Annotated in this window: 10 protein-coding genes; 3 read left to right on the forward strand and 7 right to left on the reverse strand. The window is 73.3% G+C overall.

Annotated elements, in window-relative coordinates; genetic code table 11:
• Nucleotides 1-528: 528 nt before the first annotated feature.
• The gene (locus tag SNE206_RS33955; protein ID WP_407917406.1) at nt 529-729 is read right to left on the reverse strand and encodes a hypothetical protein; all 201 of its coding nucleotides are present in this window, start codon (nt 727-729) and stop codon (nt 529-531) included.
• A gap of 127 nt (nt 730-856) precedes the next feature.
• Here SNE206_RS33955 and SNE206_RS33960 point away from each other — a divergent pair, with 127 nt between their 5' ends.
• On the forward strand, nt 857-3,757 hold the full coding sequence (locus SNE206_RS33960) for a hypothetical protein (RefSeq protein ID WP_407917407.1): 2,901 nt from the start codon (nt 857-859) through the stop codon (nt 3,755-3,757).
• Nucleotides 3,758-4,308: 551 nt separating this feature from the next.
• On the forward strand, nt 4,309-6,888 hold the full coding sequence (locus SNE206_RS33965) for a hypothetical protein (protein ID WP_407917456.1): 2,580 nt from the start codon (nt 4,309-4,311) through the stop codon (nt 6,886-6,888).
• A gap of 107 nt (nt 6,889-6,995) precedes the next feature.
• Here SNE206_RS33965 and SNE206_RS33970 read toward each other — a convergent pair whose 3' ends face one another.
• Both SNE206_RS33970 and SNE206_RS33975 read right to left on the reverse strand, forming a co-directional pair.
• Nucleotides 6,996-7,184 (reverse strand): hypothetical protein, encoded by a 189-nt coding sequence (locus SNE206_RS33970; RefSeq protein WP_407917408.1) that lies wholly within the window; start codon nt 7,182-7,184, stop codon nt 6,996-6,998.
• Nucleotides 7,185-7,509: 325 nt separating this feature from the next.
• Nucleotides 7,510-9,483 carry a lamin tail domain-containing protein gene (locus SNE206_RS33975; RefSeq protein WP_407917409.1) on the reverse strand — a complete coding sequence of 658 codons (1,974 nt, stop codon included), beginning with the start codon at nt 9,481-9,483 and terminating at the stop codon, nt 7,510-7,512.
• A 323-nt stretch (nt 9,484-9,806) separates the two neighbouring features.
• Between SNE206_RS33975 and SNE206_RS33980 the strand changes: the two genes are divergently transcribed.
• Nucleotides 9,807-10,394, forward strand: a complete 588-nt coding sequence (locus SNE206_RS33980; RefSeq protein WP_407917410.1) for a DinB family protein — start codon at nt 9,807-9,809, stop codon at nt 10,392-10,394.
• A 252-nt stretch (nt 10,395-10,646) separates the two neighbouring features.
• Here the strand turns inward: SNE206_RS33980 and SNE206_RS33985 are convergent, their stop codons facing one another.
• The 4 genes from SNE206_RS33985 to SNE206_RS34000 all read right to left on the reverse strand — a co-directional run bounded on the left by SNE206_RS33985 (nt 10,647) and on the right by SNE206_RS34000 (nt 18,765).
• Nucleotides 10,647-11,015: a PH domain-containing protein gene (locus SNE206_RS33985; protein WP_407917411.1), complete on the reverse strand. Its 369-nt coding sequence runs from the start codon at nt 11,013-11,015 to the stop codon at nt 10,647-10,649.
• A gap of 311 nt (nt 11,016-11,326) precedes the next feature.
• The gene (locus SNE206_RS33990) at nt 11,327-14,452 is read right to left on the reverse strand and encodes an AAA family ATPase (RefSeq protein WP_407917412.1); all 3,126 of its coding nucleotides are present in this window, start codon (nt 14,450-14,452) and stop codon (nt 11,327-11,329) included.
• Between the two features lie 153 nt (nt 14,453-14,605).
• Nucleotides 14,606-16,225, reverse strand: coding sequence for a glycerophosphodiester phosphodiesterase family protein (locus SNE206_RS33995; protein WP_407917413.1), 1,620 nt, complete (start codon nt 16,223-16,225; stop codon nt 14,606-14,608).
• The gene (locus SNE206_RS34000; RefSeq protein ID WP_407917414.1) at nt 16,222-18,765 is read right to left on the reverse strand and encodes a S8 family serine peptidase; all 2,544 of its coding nucleotides are present in this window, start codon (nt 18,763-18,765) and stop codon (nt 16,222-16,224) included. Before SNE206_RS34000 ends, SNE206_RS33995 begins: the two co-directional genes overlap by 4 nt.
• Nucleotides 18,766-18,775 lie beyond the last annotated feature (10 nt).

Genomic DNA, 18,775 nt, shown 5'->3' on the forward strand with positions numbered 1-18,775 from the left:
CACCCCCTGCCCGGCGCGAGCCGCTCCTCCCCACCGCCCCGGTGGCCGGACAGGGACCACCAGGGGCGCCCGAGGGGGCCCGGCAGGCGTACACCGCCGCCGGGCCCCCTCGACCCGTTTCCGCACCCGGCACCCCCGGGCGGGGTCCACGACACGCCCACGGGAGCACGGACCCACCGACGACGAAAACCACCGCCCGCGGGACACGGCACGGGCTGCACGGCGGGCCGCGCCGGAGCAGTTCGGCCACCGGATCGCGGGCCAAGAACGCCGGGTGGCCAGACCTGGAAGCGAAGCCGACGGCGCCCCGCACGGACCGCTTCGCGCAGGTCTGGCGGCTCAGACCCGAACCGGAGCCCGGTCGGCGCCGGACCGCACAGCGGCCAGGGCCGGGCGGTGCGGTGGGCCCGGCGGTACGTTGCTCGGGCCCTGAGAAAGCACCGGAGGCCGTCACCCGCGGGTGACGGCCTCCCGGCATTCGGGGTCGGTGCCGTCGGGCGTGGTAGGCCCGGCGGGATCCGGGGCCGTTCAGGTGAGGAACTGGGCGAGTGCGCCGGCAAGAGCGGCGGCGAGGGTGAGAGTGGCGGCGAAAGCGGTGGCGGCGCGCAGCAGGGCGGTGGGGTGGGTGGCGCCGTCGAGGCGGGCGAGGACGCCTGCGGCGGTGGCGGTCAGGAGGGCGAAGACGATGGCAAGGGCGGTGGTGAGCAGGACGGTGGCGAGGTGGGTCACGGTGTTCTCCCTGGAGGGGGTGGGGTGTTGACGTGACCGAAGATTCCGGATGCGGTGTTCGCCGTGGTTCGGCCGGAGGAAGATGAACACCGGCGAACACGCGGGAGCGGGGCAAGGGCAGGGGCGGATGCGGGACGAGGGGCACGGCGGGCGGCGGGCGGCGCTGGCCGAGCTGCGCAGGCGGCTGGACGATGGCCGGGCCCGCGCGGGGCTGAACATGACCGAGTTCGCCGCCCGGGCGAAGCTGGGCCGCACCACCGTCCAGGTCGCGTTCCAGTCCGGTGGGCCGGTGCCGTCGGCGGACACGGTCGTGGCCCTGGCCCGCGTGCTGCGGCTGCCGGACGGCCCGTTGCTGGAGCTGCGGCGTGAGGCGGCCGGGGAGAGCGGTCCGGTGCCGGTGCGGGGCGAGGAGCCGGGCAGGCCGATCGCGGAGTGGGATCCGTACGATCTGGAGGTCCACCCGGCCGGAGCCACCGTCGCCCTCAACAGTCCTGGCCGGTCCGAGCGGGTGCTGCCCGGCTATGTGGAGCGCGCCCATGACCGGGCCCTGGCCTGCGCCGTACGCGAGGCCGCCGAGGGGCGCAGCCGGATGGTGGTGCTGGTCGGCTCGTCGTCGACGGGCAAGACCCGGGCGTGCTGGGAGGCCGTGCAGCCGCTCGCCGCCGAGGGGTGGCGGCTGTGGCATCCCTACGACCCGACGAGGGCCGAGGCCGCGCTCGCCGACCTCGAACGGGTCGCGCCGCGCACGGTGGTGTGGCTCAACGAGGCGCAGCACTACCTCGGTGATCCGCAGGCCGGTGAGCGCGTCGCCGCCGCCCTTCACGCCCTGCTCACCCGCCCCGGGTGCGGGCCGGTGCTGGTTCTGGGCACGCTGTGGCCGGAGTACGCCGGCCGGTACACGGCCCCGCCTGACCCCGACGCCCCGGACCCGCACAGCCGGGTCCGTGAGCTGCTGGCCGGACGCACCCTCACCGTTCCCGGCAGCTTCGACCAGGACGCGCTCGGCGCCGTGGAGGTGCTCGCGCGGGGCGGGGACCGGGTCCTGGCCGGCGCCCTGGGGCGGGTCCGCTCCCACGGACGTCTTGCCCAGGACCTCGCCGGTGCCCCGGAACTCCTGCGCCGCTACGAAGACGGCAGCCCCGCCGTGCGGGCGCTGCTGCAGGCCGCGATGGACGCCCGCCGCCTCGGTGTCGGCCTCCACCTCCCGCAGGCCTTCCTCACCGACGCCGCCACCGACTACCTCACCGACCACGACTGGGACCAGCTCACCGACGACTGGGCCGAAGCCGCCTACGCCGACCTCGCCCGTCCCGTCCACGGCAAGCAGAGCCCGCTGCGCCGCACCACCTTGCGCCCCGCACGCCGCCGGCCCGGCGTTCCGGCACCGGCTGCACCGTCGAACCGGGCAGTGGGACCGGTGTTCCGTCTTGCGGACTACCTGGAACAGCACGGCCGGACCACCCGCAGGCTGCTGTGCCCTCCCGCGTCCTTCTGGCACGCCGCCCACACCCATCTCACCCGCCCCGACGACCTCGACAACCTCGCCGACTCCGCCGAGGCCAGGCATCGCCTGCAGTGGGCCCACCACCTCCGGCACCGGGCCGCCGACGCCGGCCACGCCACCGCCCTGACCGACCTGGCACGGATGCGCGAGGAAGCCGGAGACCTCGACGGCGCCGAGACGCTCTACCGGCGGGCCGCCGACAGCGGCCACACCACCGCCCTGACCGACCTGGCACGGATGCGGGAGAAGGCAGGGGACCGCGACAGCGCCGAAGCCCTCGCCCACCGAGCCGCCGACGCCGGCCACACCAATGCCCTGGCCTACCTGGCATCGATGCGGGAGCGGGCCGGGGACCTCGACGGAGCCGAAGCGCTCTACTGGCAGGCCGCCGACGCAGGCCACACCAATGCCCTGACCGACCTGACACAGATATGGGAGCGTGCCAGTGACCGGGACGGCGCCGAAGCCCTCGCCCATCGGATTACCGCCACCCGCGATCCCCATGTCCTGGCCCATCTGGCGGAGATACGGGAGCAAGCCGGGGACCGAGACGGTGCCGAAGCGCTCTACCGGCAGGCCGCCGACGCGGGCCACACCATTTCCCTGACCGACCTGGCGCGAATGCGGGAGTTGGCTGGGGACCGCGACAGCGCCGAAGCCCTCGCCCACCGAGCCGCCGACACCGGCCACACCGACGCCCTGATCGTCCTGGCATCGATGCGGGAGCGGGCCGGGGACCTCGACGGAGCCGAAGCCCTCGCTCACCGGGCCGCCGATCCTCGTGTCCTGGCCCATCTGGCGGAGATACGGGAGCAAGCCGGGGACCGGAACGGCGCCGAAGCGCTCTACCAGCGGGCCGCCGACACCGGCCACGGCCCTGCCCTGACCAGGCTGGCACGGATGCGGGAGCTGGCCGGGGACCATGAGGGCGCCGAAACGTTCTACCGCCGGGCCGCCGACACCGGCCACACCCCAGCCCTGACCAGACTCGCACGGATGCGGGAGCGGGCCGGGGACCACGAAGGCGCCGAGGCCCTCGCCCACCGGGCCGCAGCAACCGGCCACGCCCCGGCCCTGATTTACCTGACGGAGGATCGGGAGCGGGCCGGGGACCGCGACAGCGCCGAAGCCCTCGCCCGCCGGGCCGCCGACGCCGGCCACGCCAACGCCCTGATCGTCCTGGCATCGATGCGGGAGCGGGCCGGGGACCGCGACAGCGCCGAAGCCCTCGCCCACCGAGCCGCCGACACCGGCCGCACCGATGCCCTGGCCGACCTGGCATCGATACGGAAGGAGGCCGGGGACCTCGACGGAGCCGAAGCGCTCTACCGACAGGCCGTCGAAGCCGGGCGCACCGACGCGCTGATCACCCTGGCGCAGATGCGGGAGGAAGCCGGGGACCGGGACGGAGCCGACGCGCTCTACCGGCAGGCCGCCGACGCCGGCCACCTTCGTTCGTATCGGCAGAGGTGGCTTCCGTACGGACTGGACCCGGACGGCTCTCCCACTCCGCCCTGGCCCTGAACAGGGCGCGGGTGTGCAGCACCCCCGGTACGCCCGGGGCCGGGCACGCGGGGCCGGGCACGCGGGGCCGGCAGAGCTTTCCCTTTCACCGCCCGCCTGGGCCTGCTCACCGCCGGCCTCCCCCTGACGGTCACCACGACGCGTACCGTCTCCACCCCCGCCGACCGCGACGGCCTCTGACCTGCACCGGTCCGGGATCGTCGTCCCTTCTCCGCAGTCGCACCAGCCCCCTAACGAGGAGGCAGACCGTCCAGGCAGTGCGCCGCGGTCACCCCGGCCAGGACATCCCAGAGAACCGACCCGCAGAGGTGGTACGGGCCCGGGCCCGATGATGCGTCCTCGGCCTGAGCAGGAGCAGTCGACGCCCCCAGGGCCAGACAGGCCGCAGCCGCACCCAGCAGGACGGACCGGGTCACCAGCCGTGCACGTCGCGTCAGAGTCATGGCCACAGCGTAGAAGGCCTGCACCCGGGGAAACGGGATCTTCCCCGAACACCGCCCGGGAACGAGGGACACGGTGTACGGGCAGGCGGCAACGGGCCGACGGCCAGGATCCGGAGGCGGCTCGACTTCGTCGTCATCGTCGACAAGCAGGGCATCCGCTACACGCAGGCCGACCCGAACCTGATCGGCACGCGCATCCCCTATGCCCCGGGCCTGGACGCCCTACGGCCCGGGCGTACGGTCACCGGGCGCAACGAGGTGGGGAGCCATGCCGCGATGCGCACCTTCATGCCGATCAGGGACAGTGACGGCTCCGTGATCGGCGGAGTCGCCGTCGGTGTCCGGGTGACGGGCATCGGCGCCGAGGCGACGGAACAGCGGCCGGTGGTGCTGGGCGTCACGGCCTTCGCGGTGAGCTGCGTGGTGAGGGCGGTCGTGCGGCGCGCGTGCCGGGACGTCAGATCCTGGATCTGCTCGGCGAACGCCCGCCGCCCGCCGCCCGCCCGCCCGCCCAGGTCGTGCCCACCACCCGTTCATGGTCGGCACGGCCCCCTCGATCGGCGACAGAGCCCGGAAAGTGATTCGGAACCAGTCTTCAGGAAGCATCGACACAGCGTCAGGAGCAGCAGATTTCGGGCGACAGGACGGCGGTTTTCGTGGACGATGACGGCCGGTGACGGGCGGGACGACGTGGTGGTGGTGGTGGACAGGATGACGGTGACAAGGTTCTCGCTGGAGGAACTGGACGCTGTGGCGTGGGACGGGCTGGAGACGAACCTTTCCCCCGACCCGGCGGCGGACGTGTCCCGGGCACTTCGCCGGCTCGCCCTCGCAGGCGCGGAGGCGACGGAGAAGGATTGTGATCCGCTCTACTGTCTTGTGACCATGATCGAGGGCCAGACACCGTCGGCTGCGGCGGCCGCTCTGCCGTTCATCATCGCGCTTGCCGCCGACCCCGCCATGGGCGCGCGGGTCTCCCTGATCAGGATATTGGCGATCATGCGGGCACCGGCCCTGGCTGGCGAAAACTGGACGGACGCGTGGGCCCTGCTCGCGGATCCGGACCCGGCAGTGCGGCGGGCAGCGATCCTGCTCACCGGTGACGTCCCCCTGCTGCTGGAACGATGCCGGGTGGAGACCGACCCGACGGTACGGCTCCCGCTGCTGCTCGCACTCGGCGATGCCGTAGCGGCAGACCCTGAGGACCATGGGGCCGAGGAGGCACGAGCGGTTCTGGCTGCTGCGCTGGACGGGGACGATCCGGTGCTGTGGGTAGCGGCCGTGCACGCGTCGGCGAAACTCGACCCGGAGCTGCTCGTCCGGCAGCTGGACCAACTGATCGAGGTGTTCTGCGATCCCGCACTGTGCCCGCGTTTCGAGGAGACCTGGCACACCCCGGCCTACGGCGGCACCTTGACCCGCGAAAACCTCGTCCGTTTGACGGGCTTCCTGCTCGGACACGACCCCGACGCGCAACTCTCCTTCGCCCGCCGGCTGGTCGAGTCGGCGCAGCGCACAGGGGACACCCCGCTGTGCCGGGAGGCACTGGACCTGGCGTGGCGGCTCCTTACCGAGCGGCGGTCCGTGGAGGCCGCTCTGCTGCCGCTGGCAGGCGGACTGCTGCACCATCCCGACGGCGCCGTCCGGCTGCGGGCGGTGAACATCCTCGCAGCTCTCGGCCCGGTGTCGGCACCGTACGCCGACCGGCTCGCCGCCCTGCTCGACGATCCCGGGGCGGACGAGCTGCTCGACGGGACGGTCGGCGAGTTCGCCCGCTGGGCACTGACCCGCGTCGGCGACCTGCGGGCACTGCCCGGCCTCATCGCCCAGCTCCGCGCCCAGGAGGAGCAGGACCGCAGCTACGCCTACGACGAGCCGAGGCGGCCCGAGGTCAAGGACGTGCTGATCCCACTGCGCGCACACGCGGACGTCCTGCTGCCCGCTGTCCGCGAGACGATCCGACAGGGCGGCGCACGGGGCGGTGCGACCCGCGCGTTCATCGAGGTGCTGGAGGCATGGGGCGGGGACGCTCTGCCGGCCCTGCCCGACCTCCTGCCGCTGCTCACCGACACCTGGACCTCAGGTCACGTGATCGCCGTGCTTCGGGCGCTGGGCCCGGCCGCCGCATCGGCCGAGCCCGCCCTGCCCACCGTCCGACTGCTGGATTCCCCTTACAACCATGGGGTCGTGGCCCGGACCTCGGCCCACATCAGCGCGGACCGCGAGGCGGCGCTACGGTTCTTCGGCGACGCGGTCATGGCGGAGGAAGACTCCTGGTGCGGGTCGGTCGGTGCCTTGGCCGGTTTCGGCCTCGATGCGGCGCCGTACGCGGACCAAGTGCGGCTCGCCATGGAGAACAGCACCCACTGGCCGCGGCTGGATGCGGCTGTCACGCTCTGGTCGATCACGGGCCTGGCCGAGCCGAGCAGGCAGGTCCTGGAAGAGTTCGTGCTGCTGATCGCCGACGGTGGTGACGGCTTCGGCTTCTTCCGGGACGCGCTCGAAGCCCTGATCCGCATCGGTGGAATCAGCCCCGCGGCTCGGGTAGCGCTCCTGACGGCGCAGCAGTCGGACCGTCGCCTGTCCGGGGACGAGGGATACTCGACGATCCTCCAGGACGAGGAACTGCGCGCGCTGATCGAGCGGGCTCTCGCGTACGACCGGACCCCACGGGGCGAGAAGCAGTAGTCAGGAGCTGTGCATGCGGCCTTCGGGGGCGGCTGCGGTGATCTCGGCTGCCGCGAAGCGGGCTTCCGCGCGCACGTCCGGGTCGGGGTGGTGGAGGAAGGGCCCGATCAGCGGCCGGCCCGCGGGTCACGCGTGGCGCCGAGCACATGGACGGCGTGCTCAGGGAGTTCGCGTTCCGTCGCCGGCATGGCGGGGGTCAGCGGTTCGACAAGGTCCGGGGGCAGTCCGTGGTGGTCGAACGCCTCGCTGATCGAGTTCAGGGCGGACTCCCGGACCGTCAGGAGAGCGATCGGCACTCCCCCGGCGAGCCCGCACCGGCCACAGGGTCAGGGCCCCAGGAGACCCGTGTTCGAAGGTGAGCAGCCCGGCCGCCGGATTGGCGTATCTGCTGATGACCGGCCGGCCGGGCGTGCCCCGTCACCAGGCCCGCGGTGACGCGCCCGGTGACGGTGCCGGCAGGCGCGCCTCGGGCTTCGGGCAGGCCCGGCCCGGTTCCGATGCCTCGCGGGAGGCCGGCCAGGGGGTTCGTCGATGCGTACGGCCGGGACCTCACCGGACCCTGGCGCCGCCTCACCTCGGAGGCGGCGCCAGGAGTGGGCCCTGTGCCGTGGCTGGGCAGTATCAGCAGGGGAAGGTGCCGCTGTAGAGGGCGTGTCCGTAGGAGGAGCTGCCGGAGCCGAGGCCGTAGATGCCGTCGTCGCTCCAGACCGCCTCGCGGAAGCCGTTGACGCAGGTCGAGGTCGGGGCGATGGCGAAGCCCTCCAGGTTGTCGGCCGGCATGACGGCCGGCTTCGTGTAGGTCACGTCCGGCACGATCGCGCCGCCGGTGTTGACCTTCATGAGGGTGTGCGTCTCGCCGCAGGTGTTGTCGCAGCTCGCGACGATGCGCTGGGTTCCGGCGTCGAACGTCACGTCCGTCACGGAGGCCTTGCCGGTCGCGATCGTGCCGAACGTGGTGAACGTGCCGTCGGAGTTCAGGCCGTAGACGTGCAGTGTGCCGTCCCACTCCAGGCCGGCGAAGTACAGGCCCGAGCCGTGCAGCGGGTAGTTCGCCGGGTTGTAGGCGGCGCCGGTGAGCGGGTCGACCCAGCCGTTGGCGGTCAGCCAGCTGTCCGGCACGTAGCCGAGGCCCTCGAAGCCCAGGTTGGCGTCGTCCTTGCTGCCGGTGTCGAGCTGCGGGAACTGCGAGGTCATGTCCCACTGGTGGAGCGGCGTGAGCGTCGATCCGGTCGCGGCCGGGTCGAACTCCATGACCGTGTCCTTGGGGGCCGTGTTGTTGGCGTTGTCACGCTCGGAGGTCACGTAGACGTGGCCGTTGCCGCCGACCGTCAGGCCCTCGGAGTCCGGCTGGCCGGAGCCGCCCGCGAAGCGGATCTGCTTGCCGGCCGCGCCCCACGTCGAGTCCGGGATCCACTTGCCGTTGCTCTTGACCAGCTTGTACAGCCAGTTCTTGTTCTTGGCGGCCCACAGCACCGACGGGTTCGCCGGATCGAACGCCAGGCCGCTCACGTCCCGGCCCTCGGGGCCGGTGGACGTGATGAAGGCGCAGACGTTGTCGGCGATCGTGACGTCCAGCCCGCCCGGCCACGCCAGGGTGCCCGCCGGGGTGGAACCCGTGCCGGAGGGCGCCTCGGGGGTGCAGCCGCTGGTGAGCGATCCGCCGCCGCCCAGCAGCTGGCCGGTCTGGCCGCCGCCGCCACCACCGCTGCCCGAGCAGGAGTTCGCACTACCGAGCGTCGCGGTCACGGAGGTCCGGAACCAGCCGGTGCCGCTGGGGCAGCGCTCGTCCGACGGCTTGGCCGCGTCGGTGGCCCAGGTCACCGAGTCGACGGTGTTGCCGTTGCCGTCGAGCAGGAGGAGCGAGTCGTTGTCGCCCAGACCGAGGGTGGAGTTGAACGTGACGTAGCCGCCCGCGGGGATGCTGGTCGCGCTCGGCGAGGAGGACGAGACCGAGACCGGGGAGTGGCTGGTGTCGTTGTCGACGTACTTCCACGACCCGATGCCGACCGCGCTCGTGCCGCCGTTGTACAGCTCCACGGTGTCCGAACCGTTGGAGGTGACCTCGTTGATCCGCACCCGGCCGGCCGCCGGGAGCGACGACGGGCAGCCCGAGGCGTTCGCGGAGCCGAAGGTGGTCGCCACGGTCGTGGTCACCCACGCCCCGGTGCCGTCGCCGCCGCAGCGCGCCATCGCCGGCTTGGCGTTGTCGGTCGCCCACTCGGTGCGGTCGACCACCGTGCCGTCGGCCGTGTAGATGACCACCTTGTCCGAGTCACCCAGCCCCTTGGGCGAGTTGAAGGTGACGAAGCCACCGGCCGCGATCGTGGAGGAGGACGGGCTGAAGGACTGCGGCGAGAAGCTGTCGTCGGACATCTTCCAGCCGCTGATGCTCACCGGCGTCGAGCCGCTGTTGAACAGCTCGACGGTGTCGTTGTTCGACGAGGTGACCTCGTTGATCCGGATGTTCTGGTAGCCGGCCGGGTCCGCGGCAGCCGCGGGCTGCGCGGCGACGATCCCGGTGACGGCCAGTCCTGAAAACGTCAGAGCGGCGGCGCACGCAGTGGCAACGCCGGAACGCGGGTGTGAGATAGGCACGAGGCGGAACTCTGGCGACGCAACGTTGAGACAGCGTGTACTGCGGCTGAATGCCACCTGCTGACAGTCGGAACGCCCGGCGCGCATCGCGCCCTGCAGCACCACGCGGGTACCACACGGGCGTCACGCGACCATGCGAGCGTCACGTGCACGGCAGTTGGCGGCTTCCGGCCCGGTCGCATCGCCCGTCGGCGGCGCGACCGGCAAGCCGGTACCGAAGGCTGGGGATCGGGCCGATCGGACCGGTGTACGTCGGCCGGGAAGCGACAGTAGAGTCTGACTGAAACTTGCTGCAAGGATTTGCACCGCGAGAGGGTTCAGCCATGCCGAGAGTCGTCCCGCCCGTCACCGACGAGCGCACAGCACTGACCGCCTACCTCGCCCACCAGCGGCGCGCGCTGCGGGTCACTGCTTACGGCCTGACCGAGGAGCAGGCCCGCATGGCGGCCTCTCCCAGCGAACTGAGCATCGGCGGCCTCATCAAGCACGCCGCACGGTGCGAGGGCTTCTGGACCGACCTCATCCTTCAGCGGGGCGGGACGCAGCGAGAGACGGACGAGTCCGACACGGACGAATTCCAGCTCGCCCCGGACGAGACCCTGGCCGAGGTCCTGGCCGCGCACGCAGCGGCGGCCGAGCGGACCGACGCGGTGATCAGCAGCATTCCGGACCTCGGGCAGGCCGTTCCGGTGCCGCAGGGTGCTCCGTGGATTCCCGCGGAGGTCAAGGAATGGTCGATCCGCTGGGTCCTGCTGCACCTGATCCAGGAGACCGCACGGCACGGCGGTCACGCCGACGTCATCCGCGAGGGCATTGACGGCGCAACCTTCGACCCGCTGCTCGCCGCAGCCGAGGCATGGCCCGACCCCTGGGTCCGGCCCTGGGAACCCGCGCCCCCGAGCGTCGGCTGACAGCACATGCCGGCGGCCTCCTCGCGCATCAGGTCGAGGCCCCGGGCGTGAAGGCCGCCGGACATCCGGCAGCCGGCGCAGCGCCACCAGGCCGGGTCAGGAGCCTTCCGCCGGTTGTCCGGCCCCGGGCCCGCTCCGACGCCCCCGACCCGGCCGGACCCCGGCCCCGGCCCCGGAGCGGCAGGACCGCGCGACGTCAGCACCGCCTCGCCGGCTGCAGCGCGACCGACCGGGCCCGGGCGGCCCGGCGGACTACTTCACGGTCACGTACTGGGTCAGGATGGCCTGCACCTCGTAGATGTCGACGCCCTTGGTGAAGGTCTTCTGGATCGGCAGCGGATTGCCGGACACCCAGATCTTCAGTTCGGCGTCGAGGTCGAAGTTGCCGGCCGTCTCGACCGCGAAGTGCGTGATGCTCTTGTAGGGGATCGAGTGGTACTCGGTCTTCTTGCCGGTTATGCCCTGCTTGTCGATCAGGATCAGCCGGCGGTCGGTGAACATGAACGTGTCGCGGATCAGCTGGTACGCGGCGTGCACCTGCTCGCCGTTCCCGAACAGCTTGGCGAACTCCTGCTGAGCCGCCGCCGGGTCCACCTTGTGCGCGTTGCCGAAGAGTGCCACGTCTCGTCCTCCTGTCGTGCTCCCGCCCCGAGCGGCCGGGAAGCAAGGACCGGAAGTCTGTCACGAGCCCTGTCCTGCCCGCGGCCCGATGAAGGATCATGACGCACCCGGCCCCCGCTCACGGCCGGCGAAGCCGCAACGATCACCGGACCGCAGCCGCTCGACCTCGCTCCATGAAACCCGATGTCCGCCCATGAAACCCGATGTCCGCGCTCGGGGTGCAACCTCCGTCACCCCCTCATCCCGGAGCCTGGACAGCCCGGGCAGATCAAGGGGTCCTTCTCCGGCAGACCCCAGGGCCGGGTGCGGGGTCAGTGTTGCTCGGGTGGCAACAGGCCGGTCAGCGTGGTGATCACCGCCACGCGGGAACCGACGCCGAGTTTGGCGAAGACGTGGGACAGGTGGGTCTCGACCGTACGGACGCTGAGGTGGAGCTCCTCGGCGATGGCCTGGTTGGTGTGGCCCGCCACCACCCGGCGGACGACGTCGAGTTCGCGTTGGGACAGGTCGTAGGGGCGGCCCGCACGTGCTCCGGTGGCGCCCGGGTGCGGCACGCGTGCGCCCAGGCGGCGTTGTTCGCGGACGGTTCGGCCGAGGAGGCCGTGGGCCCCCGCGTCCTCGAACAGGCGGGCGGCGTGGGCGAGTCGGTCGAGGGCTTCGTGCCGGCGGCCCGCGGCTGCGTGCGCGGTACCGGCGGTGAGCAGGGCCCGGCCGGCCTCGATCATCGTCCCCGAGGCGAGCAGGATCTCACCCGCGCGATCGGCCGCGTCGGCGGCGGACGCGGGCTCGCCGGTGCCGAGGGCGTGGGCGTGCGCGAGCAGGGCGGTGGCCTCTCCGACGCCCGCCGCCGCCGCTCCGGGCTCGGTGCCCGCCGCGAGCCGCGCGGCCCGGTCGGCCCAGCAGCGGGCGGCGCGAGGCCGGCCGCGCAGGGCTTCGGCCCGCGCCGCCGCCTCGCAGCACATGAGGCGGCTGCACGGGTCGAGGACGGTGTCGTCCTCGTTGCCGCAGATGACAGCGGCCTCGGCGGTGCCCGTGTCGACCCGTCCGGCGTCGAGCAGGGCGACCGCGTACACGGCGTGCGCGAAGGTTCCCGCCCATTCGCCGTCGTGTCCGGCCGCGGCGACGGCTTCCTCGGCCTTGCGCAGCGCCCCGGCGGGTTCGCCGACCCAGCCGGTGAGTATCGACTGTACGGACAGGCCCAGGACCAGGGGCTGGCGGCAGCCCAGGAGGCGGGAGATCTCCACGCACTCCTCGGCCGCGGCGAGGCCCGCTCGGGGTCGGCCGAGCCGGCCGAGGTTCCACGCCTGCCCGGCGAGCAGGGTGGTCTCGATGTAGCTCTGCCCGCTGGCCCGGGCCAGGTCCAGCGCGCGCTGGAAGTGCGGTGCGGCGACCGGGCCCCGATCGGCGATCAGTTCCGCCCAGCACAGCCACGCGAACGAGTCGAGCCAGGGCACGAGGTCCACGTCGGCGGTCGCGTCGACGAGCGCGGCCGCGCGCCGGCTCTGGCGGGTCGCGGTGCCGTACCGCCCCTGGGCGTAGGCGGCCATGGGACGCATCGCCGCGACCGCCGCGATCAGGCCCGGGGCCGTGACGGACGCGGGGTCGGCCAGCACGGAGTCGAGCACGCGGGTCGCCTCCGTGTGCTCGCCGCGCAGCATGTTCTCGGCGGCGAGCCGCAGCCACAGCGGCAGTTGTGCGGCCACGAAACGGCCGCCGGCGCGGTCGAGTTCGGCGAGCACGACGGCACGGCTCCGCGTGGTGCGGCCGAGGAGCCGCTCCATCATCGCGACCAGCCGGACGAGGGGCGCCCGGGCCGCCAGGTCGTCCTGGGGCAGTAGTTCGAGGACGCGCATCGCCGTGTCGCGTCCCGCCCGCAGACGCCCGCTCACGCTTTGCGCGCGGGCCAGGTCGGTGAGCAGACCGACCGTCTCCGGGACGTCCTCGGGCAGCAGCCGCAGGGCCGCCCGGAGCCAGTGCGCGGCGGTCGCCGGCGCCCGGTCGGCGACGCTGCGGGCGGCTTCGGCGAGCACCGCTGCGGCCTCGCGGTCGCCGAAGCCCGCCGACCGGGCGAGGTGGTAGGCGCGGGCGGTCGCCGGGGCGCCCATGCCGGCGAGGTGTGCCGCGGTCGCGGCGTGGGCCTCGATCCGCCAGCCGGCCGCGGCAGAGGAGTAGGCGACGTGCCGGACCAGAGGGTGCCGGAAGCTGAATCGGCCCGTTCCGGCGGCCACGCGGACCACGTCGCGCGCGGCGAGTTCGTCCAGGGCGTCGAGGGTGCGGACGCGGGAGATGCGCGCGGCGACGGCGACCTGGCCGGGGTCGAAATCGTCGCCGACGACGGCCGCCGCGCGGGCGACGAGCAGGGCGTCGGCGGGCAGGGCATCGAGTTCGGCCGCGAGGGCCACCCGTACGGGCGAGGGCACGGCGGCCGGGTCGGAGCGCTCGGGATCGGGGTCGGTGCTGCCGGTCCCGGGGTCGCCGCGGACGAGGGCTTCCAGGTAGAAGGGGTTGCCCCGGCTGGCGGCGTGGAGCCTGCGGGACCGGGCGGGACACGGCATCGGCCCCTGTACACCGCCCGCACCCGAGTCCCCGACGACGCCCGCGCCGGCCGCCACGGTCCGGTCGTCGGGGACGTCCGGCGTGAGGGCGCTCAGGAACTCCTCGACCTCGCGGGCGTCGAAGGGCCGGACGACGATCCGGTGGAGGCGTACGGGGCCCCGGCCGGTGCCCGGGTCCGACGTGCACGAGGTGCCGGCGCGGTGGAGCGCGGCCGCGAGTCGGGGCGGGACCTGTGCGGTGCGGTAGGCCATGGCGATCAGGACGCGTCCGTACGGCGGGTGGCGCAGCAGGTGGTCGACGAGTTCGACCGACGCCTCGTCGGCCCAGTGCACGTCGTCGAGGACGACGAGCAGCCCGGACGGTGCGGCCAGCGCGTCGAGCAGGTCTCGTACGGCGCTGAATCCCCGGTACCGGTCGGCGGGCACCGGGTCCGCCCCCGGCACCGCGTCGACGGCGGCTTCGAGGGCGGGAAAGATCTTGGCGAGCTGGTCGAGGACCGGTCCGGGAAGCTTGCCGCGCAGCCGGGTCGCTCGGGTCCTCAGGTGGTCGTCGAGGGCGTCCACCACGACCGCGAGCGGCACCTCGTGCTGGAACTCGGCGGCCCGGCCGGAGAGCACCGCGAGGCCACGGGCCCGGGCCGAGGTCTCGAGTTCGCCGAGCAGCCGGCTCTTGCCGATGCCGGGTTCGCCGAGGATCTCGACGAACCCGGGGGCACCTCGGATGGTGGCCTCCACGGCGCGGACCAGCACGCGCAGCGGTTCGTCGCGGCCGATGAGCGGGCGGACGTCCGGCGGCGAGGGGGGACCGCCTGCGCCGGCCGGTGCGCGGCCGGGTGCGTCCTCCTGCGTCGGCTGCTCCGGTGCTGCGTCGGGCGCTGGCATGGCTGCTCCTCCGAGAACGCGTGCGGACTGCGCGCGGACGATGCCATCCATGATCGACGGGTGCCACCGCCCGGTGCATCGGCCGTACGGGTGGCACCCGCCTGCGGCGCCGATTTCACCCGCTCGGGCACCGGCGTGCGGCGTGCGGCGTGCTCAGAAGTAGCAGGTGATCCGCAGGTCCCGGAAGACGAACTCGTTGGCCTGCATCGGCACGTAGTGCGTCGGATCGGCCGCGTCCTCCTGGCGCCACCGCTTCCCGGAGCACCGCAGGTGCACGGTCTCGTTCATCGAGTCGTTGCGCACCGTCCCGACGCACACCCAGTCGTGGGCGTCGACGTCGTTGCGGGTGTACGCGGCGAAGTAGGCGCCGCGCCGTTCCAGCCGCAGCCGGGCCGCGAGCACACGGCCGTCGCCGACGGGCGGCCCGTACTGGTTGGTGTCGTAGAGCGTGCCCAGGTTCCAGTTGATCCGGTAACCGTCGTCCTCGTCGTGTTCGGCACCGACGAACGGCGGTGCGCCGTGGGGGTCGTAGAAGGCGTCCTTGTCGCGGAAGGAGCGCGGGAGGCGCGGCGAGCCGTCCTCGTCGTACGGCGGGTGGTGCGTGCCGGGGTCGGCGTTGACGGCCGCCATCTCGCACATGGTGGCCTGGGCCGCCACGGCCGAGTCGACGCGCACCTCGGCGGCGAAGTCGCCGCGCAGGCCGCGGGTCACGCCGATGCCGCCGCCGCTGTAGAACGGCCAGTCGCCGAGGGCGTCCCAGGTGCGTTCCTGCAGCTCGGCGAGGCGGCGTTCGACCGGGTCGGCGGGCCGGGGCGGCTGGGGGTCGCCCGTGTACGGGGTGATGCGGACGTGGATGCCGTCGTCCTGGAAGACGTGGCAGTAGGGATTGGCCTTGGCGTAGCCGAGCGCGAAGCGGCGGGTGTCGACGTGGGTGCCGGCGAACGTCTCGTCGATCAGGCGGGTGCCGGGGCGGAGGGCTTCGGCGGTGTCGAAGGTGGAGTCGGTGCCGACGGCCCACGTGTACGGCTGCGCGGCGGCGAGTGCGTGGTCGTCGGGACCGGGGTCGGCCCGGGGCAGGACGAGCACGCCGAGCCGCACGCCTCCCGAGCGGTCGGCCGCGCCGAGCCGGAGGCCGAGCTCGGTGGGCCGGCCGTCGGGGCCGATCAGGTCGTCGAGGCCGGCGAGGACCAGGTCGAGAGCCCCGTCCTGGAGGGCTTTGTCGAGCAGGACGGGGTCGGGGCCGGTATCGGGGCCGTCCAGCGCGGGTCCGGTCAGCGCGGTGCCCGCGTGGAGGTCGAGCGTACGCGCGTGGCGCAGCAGTTCGGGGTCGGAGGCGGCGACGACGAGGCGTGCGGTGGCGGCGCGGCGGGTGAAGATCCCCATGACGGCGGCGACCGTGTCCGCGCCGCCGGTGCTCACCCGCACCACGTAGGTGACTTCGTCGGGCAGCGCGTCGAGGAGGTCGTCGAGTGCTTCGACGCGCACGGGCGCGTGGCCTTCGGGCCGGTAGCGGAAGTGTGGGGAGCCGCGCGGCTTGAAGGTTGCGCCCAGGTCGAGCGCGCGGAGCCGGGTGAACGTGAGTTCGCCGACGGAGGCCGTCGAGCCGGCTTGACGGGGCAGCCCTCCGTCGGAGCCGGGCACGACGTGTCCGTCGGCGGTCACGGCGACGTCGAAGACGAGGACGTCGGCGCCCTGGACGTAGGCGGACGTCAGCGCGGTACGGGTGTGGGGCGGGGCGTGCAGGGCGTTGCCGCCGATCGCGGCGATCCTCATGGCGTCGTCAACTCCTCTTCGCTGATCGGGCCGGCGGCGCACACCGCGTAACCCTGTGCGGGGAAGGGCGTGTTCTGCGCGAGCACCTTGATCGTGTAGGTGCCGGGCGCCGGGTTGCCGATCCGGACGGCTTCGACCGTGTTGGCGCGGTCGAGCGGGAGACCGGTGAGTTGCGCCACGGCGCTGCGGTCGAAGCCGGGGATCTTGTTGTAGGTGTGCTCCTCGTTGCCGACGTGCACGGTGCCGTCGGGTGTGGTCACCGCGAGGTCGAGGTTGTTCTGCACGGCGCTGCCGGGGCGGTCGGTCCAGGCCAGGACGACGCGCAGGTCGTCGGTGTGGGGACCGTCCGGCACGGTGAGGCGGTAGGTGCGGCTGCCGTGTCGGGTGCCCGCCGGGTCGGCGAACGCTTCGAGCGCGCCGGGATCGGAGTCGGACAGGTCTGCCCACACGAGCCGGCGGTCCGCCGGCGCGTCGGGGGTGGGCAGGACGGTGGTCAGGTCCAGCCGTCCGAAGCCCTGGTCGAAGTCGGGGTAGCCGAGATCCTGTGCGGTGTGAGGTGTGCGCAGCGAGGGCAGGCGGCGTGCCGCGGCGATGAGGACGGCTTTCATGAGCGCGGCGGAGGGCGATGCCAGTCGGTGGACCTCGCGCAGGTACTGCCGCAGGACGGCGGCGGCGCCGGCGACGACGGGGGCGGCCATGCTGGTGCCGCCGATGTACATGTAGTGCCCGTCGTGGTCGGGGCAGTCGCGCCAGGGCAGCCGCGGGTCCATCTGCGTGCTGCTGCTGCGGGCCGAGAGCACGAAGGTGCCCGGGGCGAGCAGGTGCGGCACGACGCTGCCGTAGTCGCTGGGGCCTCGGCTGCTGATCGCGGCAGGCAGGTCGGGGTTGCCGCACACGTGCTCGCCGCCGGCCGGCGGCAGCGGGAACTGGGGCTGACGGAAGCGGTCCCAGGTCAGATCGGCGAGGCCGTCGTTGTCGCGGTCGGTGTCGCACGCGCCGACGGTGAGCGCGTTCTTGGCGGTGGCGGGGGTGCCGCAGGTGTTGAACTCGTGGGTTCCCTCGGGGGCGACGCCGCTGTTGCCGGCCGCGACGATCACGAGCACGTCGGGATGCTCGGCGACGAACTTGTCCACGGCGAGCGAGTACTGGTCGTAGGTGCCCGACAGTGGATTGCCCCAGCTGAGGTTGATGATGTGCGCTCCCGCGTCGACGGCACGGGTGAGCATCGGGCCCAGGCTGGGGCCCACGTGGAGTCGGTTGTCCTCGTCGAAGACGCGGAAGACGGCCAGCCGGGCGCCGGGGGCGACACCGGCGATCAGGCCCCCGCTCGCCGCACCGGTGCCGGCGATGATGCCGGCCACGTGGGTGCCGTGACCGCAGACGTCGAACGCCTCGCCGCCGACCGGGGATTCGTTCACGACGATGCGGTCGACGAGGTCGGGGTGGGTGCCGTCGACGCCGCTGTCGAACACGCCGACGATCTCGTCCGTCCCGGTCCAGGGCATCGGGGCCGTCGGTGCGGCGCCGTCGGCCCGCGGTCCGATGCGGTCCACGCCGACGAGTCGGCGGGCGTGGTCGGCGTAGAGCAGCGGCGGCCGGTAGGAGGCGACCCGGCGGGTTTCGTCCCGGGCGGCGACGACGGCGAGCAGGTCACGCCGCCGGTCTCCGGTCAGGTCGGTGCGAAAGCGCAGCATGACGTCGACGGCGGAGAGCACCTCGACACCGGGCGTGGCGTCGAGGACGGGGCGGAGCGTGGCGAGGTCGAGGGGATCGTGCACGAGGACGTCGAAGGTGTCGAGGTAGGGGTCCGGTGCGGCGACGCCCTCGTCGGCGAGCAGGTGCGGACCGGCGGCGCGGGGGGTGTCCCGGTCCAGTGCGTCGTCGAGCGCCTGCGTGACCGTGTCGGCGAGACCCCAGGGGCGCACCGCGATCACCCACGGCAGGTCGGCGACCTGGTCGCGTTGCCCGAGGGTGAGGCGGAGGCGGTAGGTTCCGGGCGGCTGGAATTCGGTGACGCGGGCACCGATCCCGGCGAGGGCGGCGCGGCGGGCCCGGTCCAGCGGTCCGTACAGACGTACCAGGTAGGTGTTGTGGTCCGGCTCGCCCGACGGGACGGGACGGGGCACCGCGGCCTCCAGGGCAGCCGCGCCCTGTTCGCACGCGATCGCGGCGCGTTCGGTGAGGTCGGCCACGAACTCCGGGTCGGGTGCGACTCGGTCGGTGGTGGCGGCCGGGCCGGCGCCGCGCGGGGGCAGCATGCTCTGCGGGCCGTCACTGCCGGGTGGCGCGTCCGTCGCGGTGGTCTCGCTCCGGGCTCCGTGCTGGGCTGTGAGATCGGCGCGGACGTCGACGAGGCAGCCGGTCGAGCGAAGTCGGGCGATCCGGTCCCCGGAGGTCTCGGCGAGGATGACTTCGCGGTAGCGGTGCGTCCGGTCTCCGAGGATCGCCTCGATGTGCTCGGCCTCCCGGCCGGTGTCGAAGTAGACGGCGATGCGGTACTGCCTGTCGGGTGCTCCCTCGGGGGCGGCTCTGCCGGACATCGGGGTCTCG

The sequence above is a fragment of the Kitasatospora sp. NE20-6 genome (genome assembly GCF_045862635.1).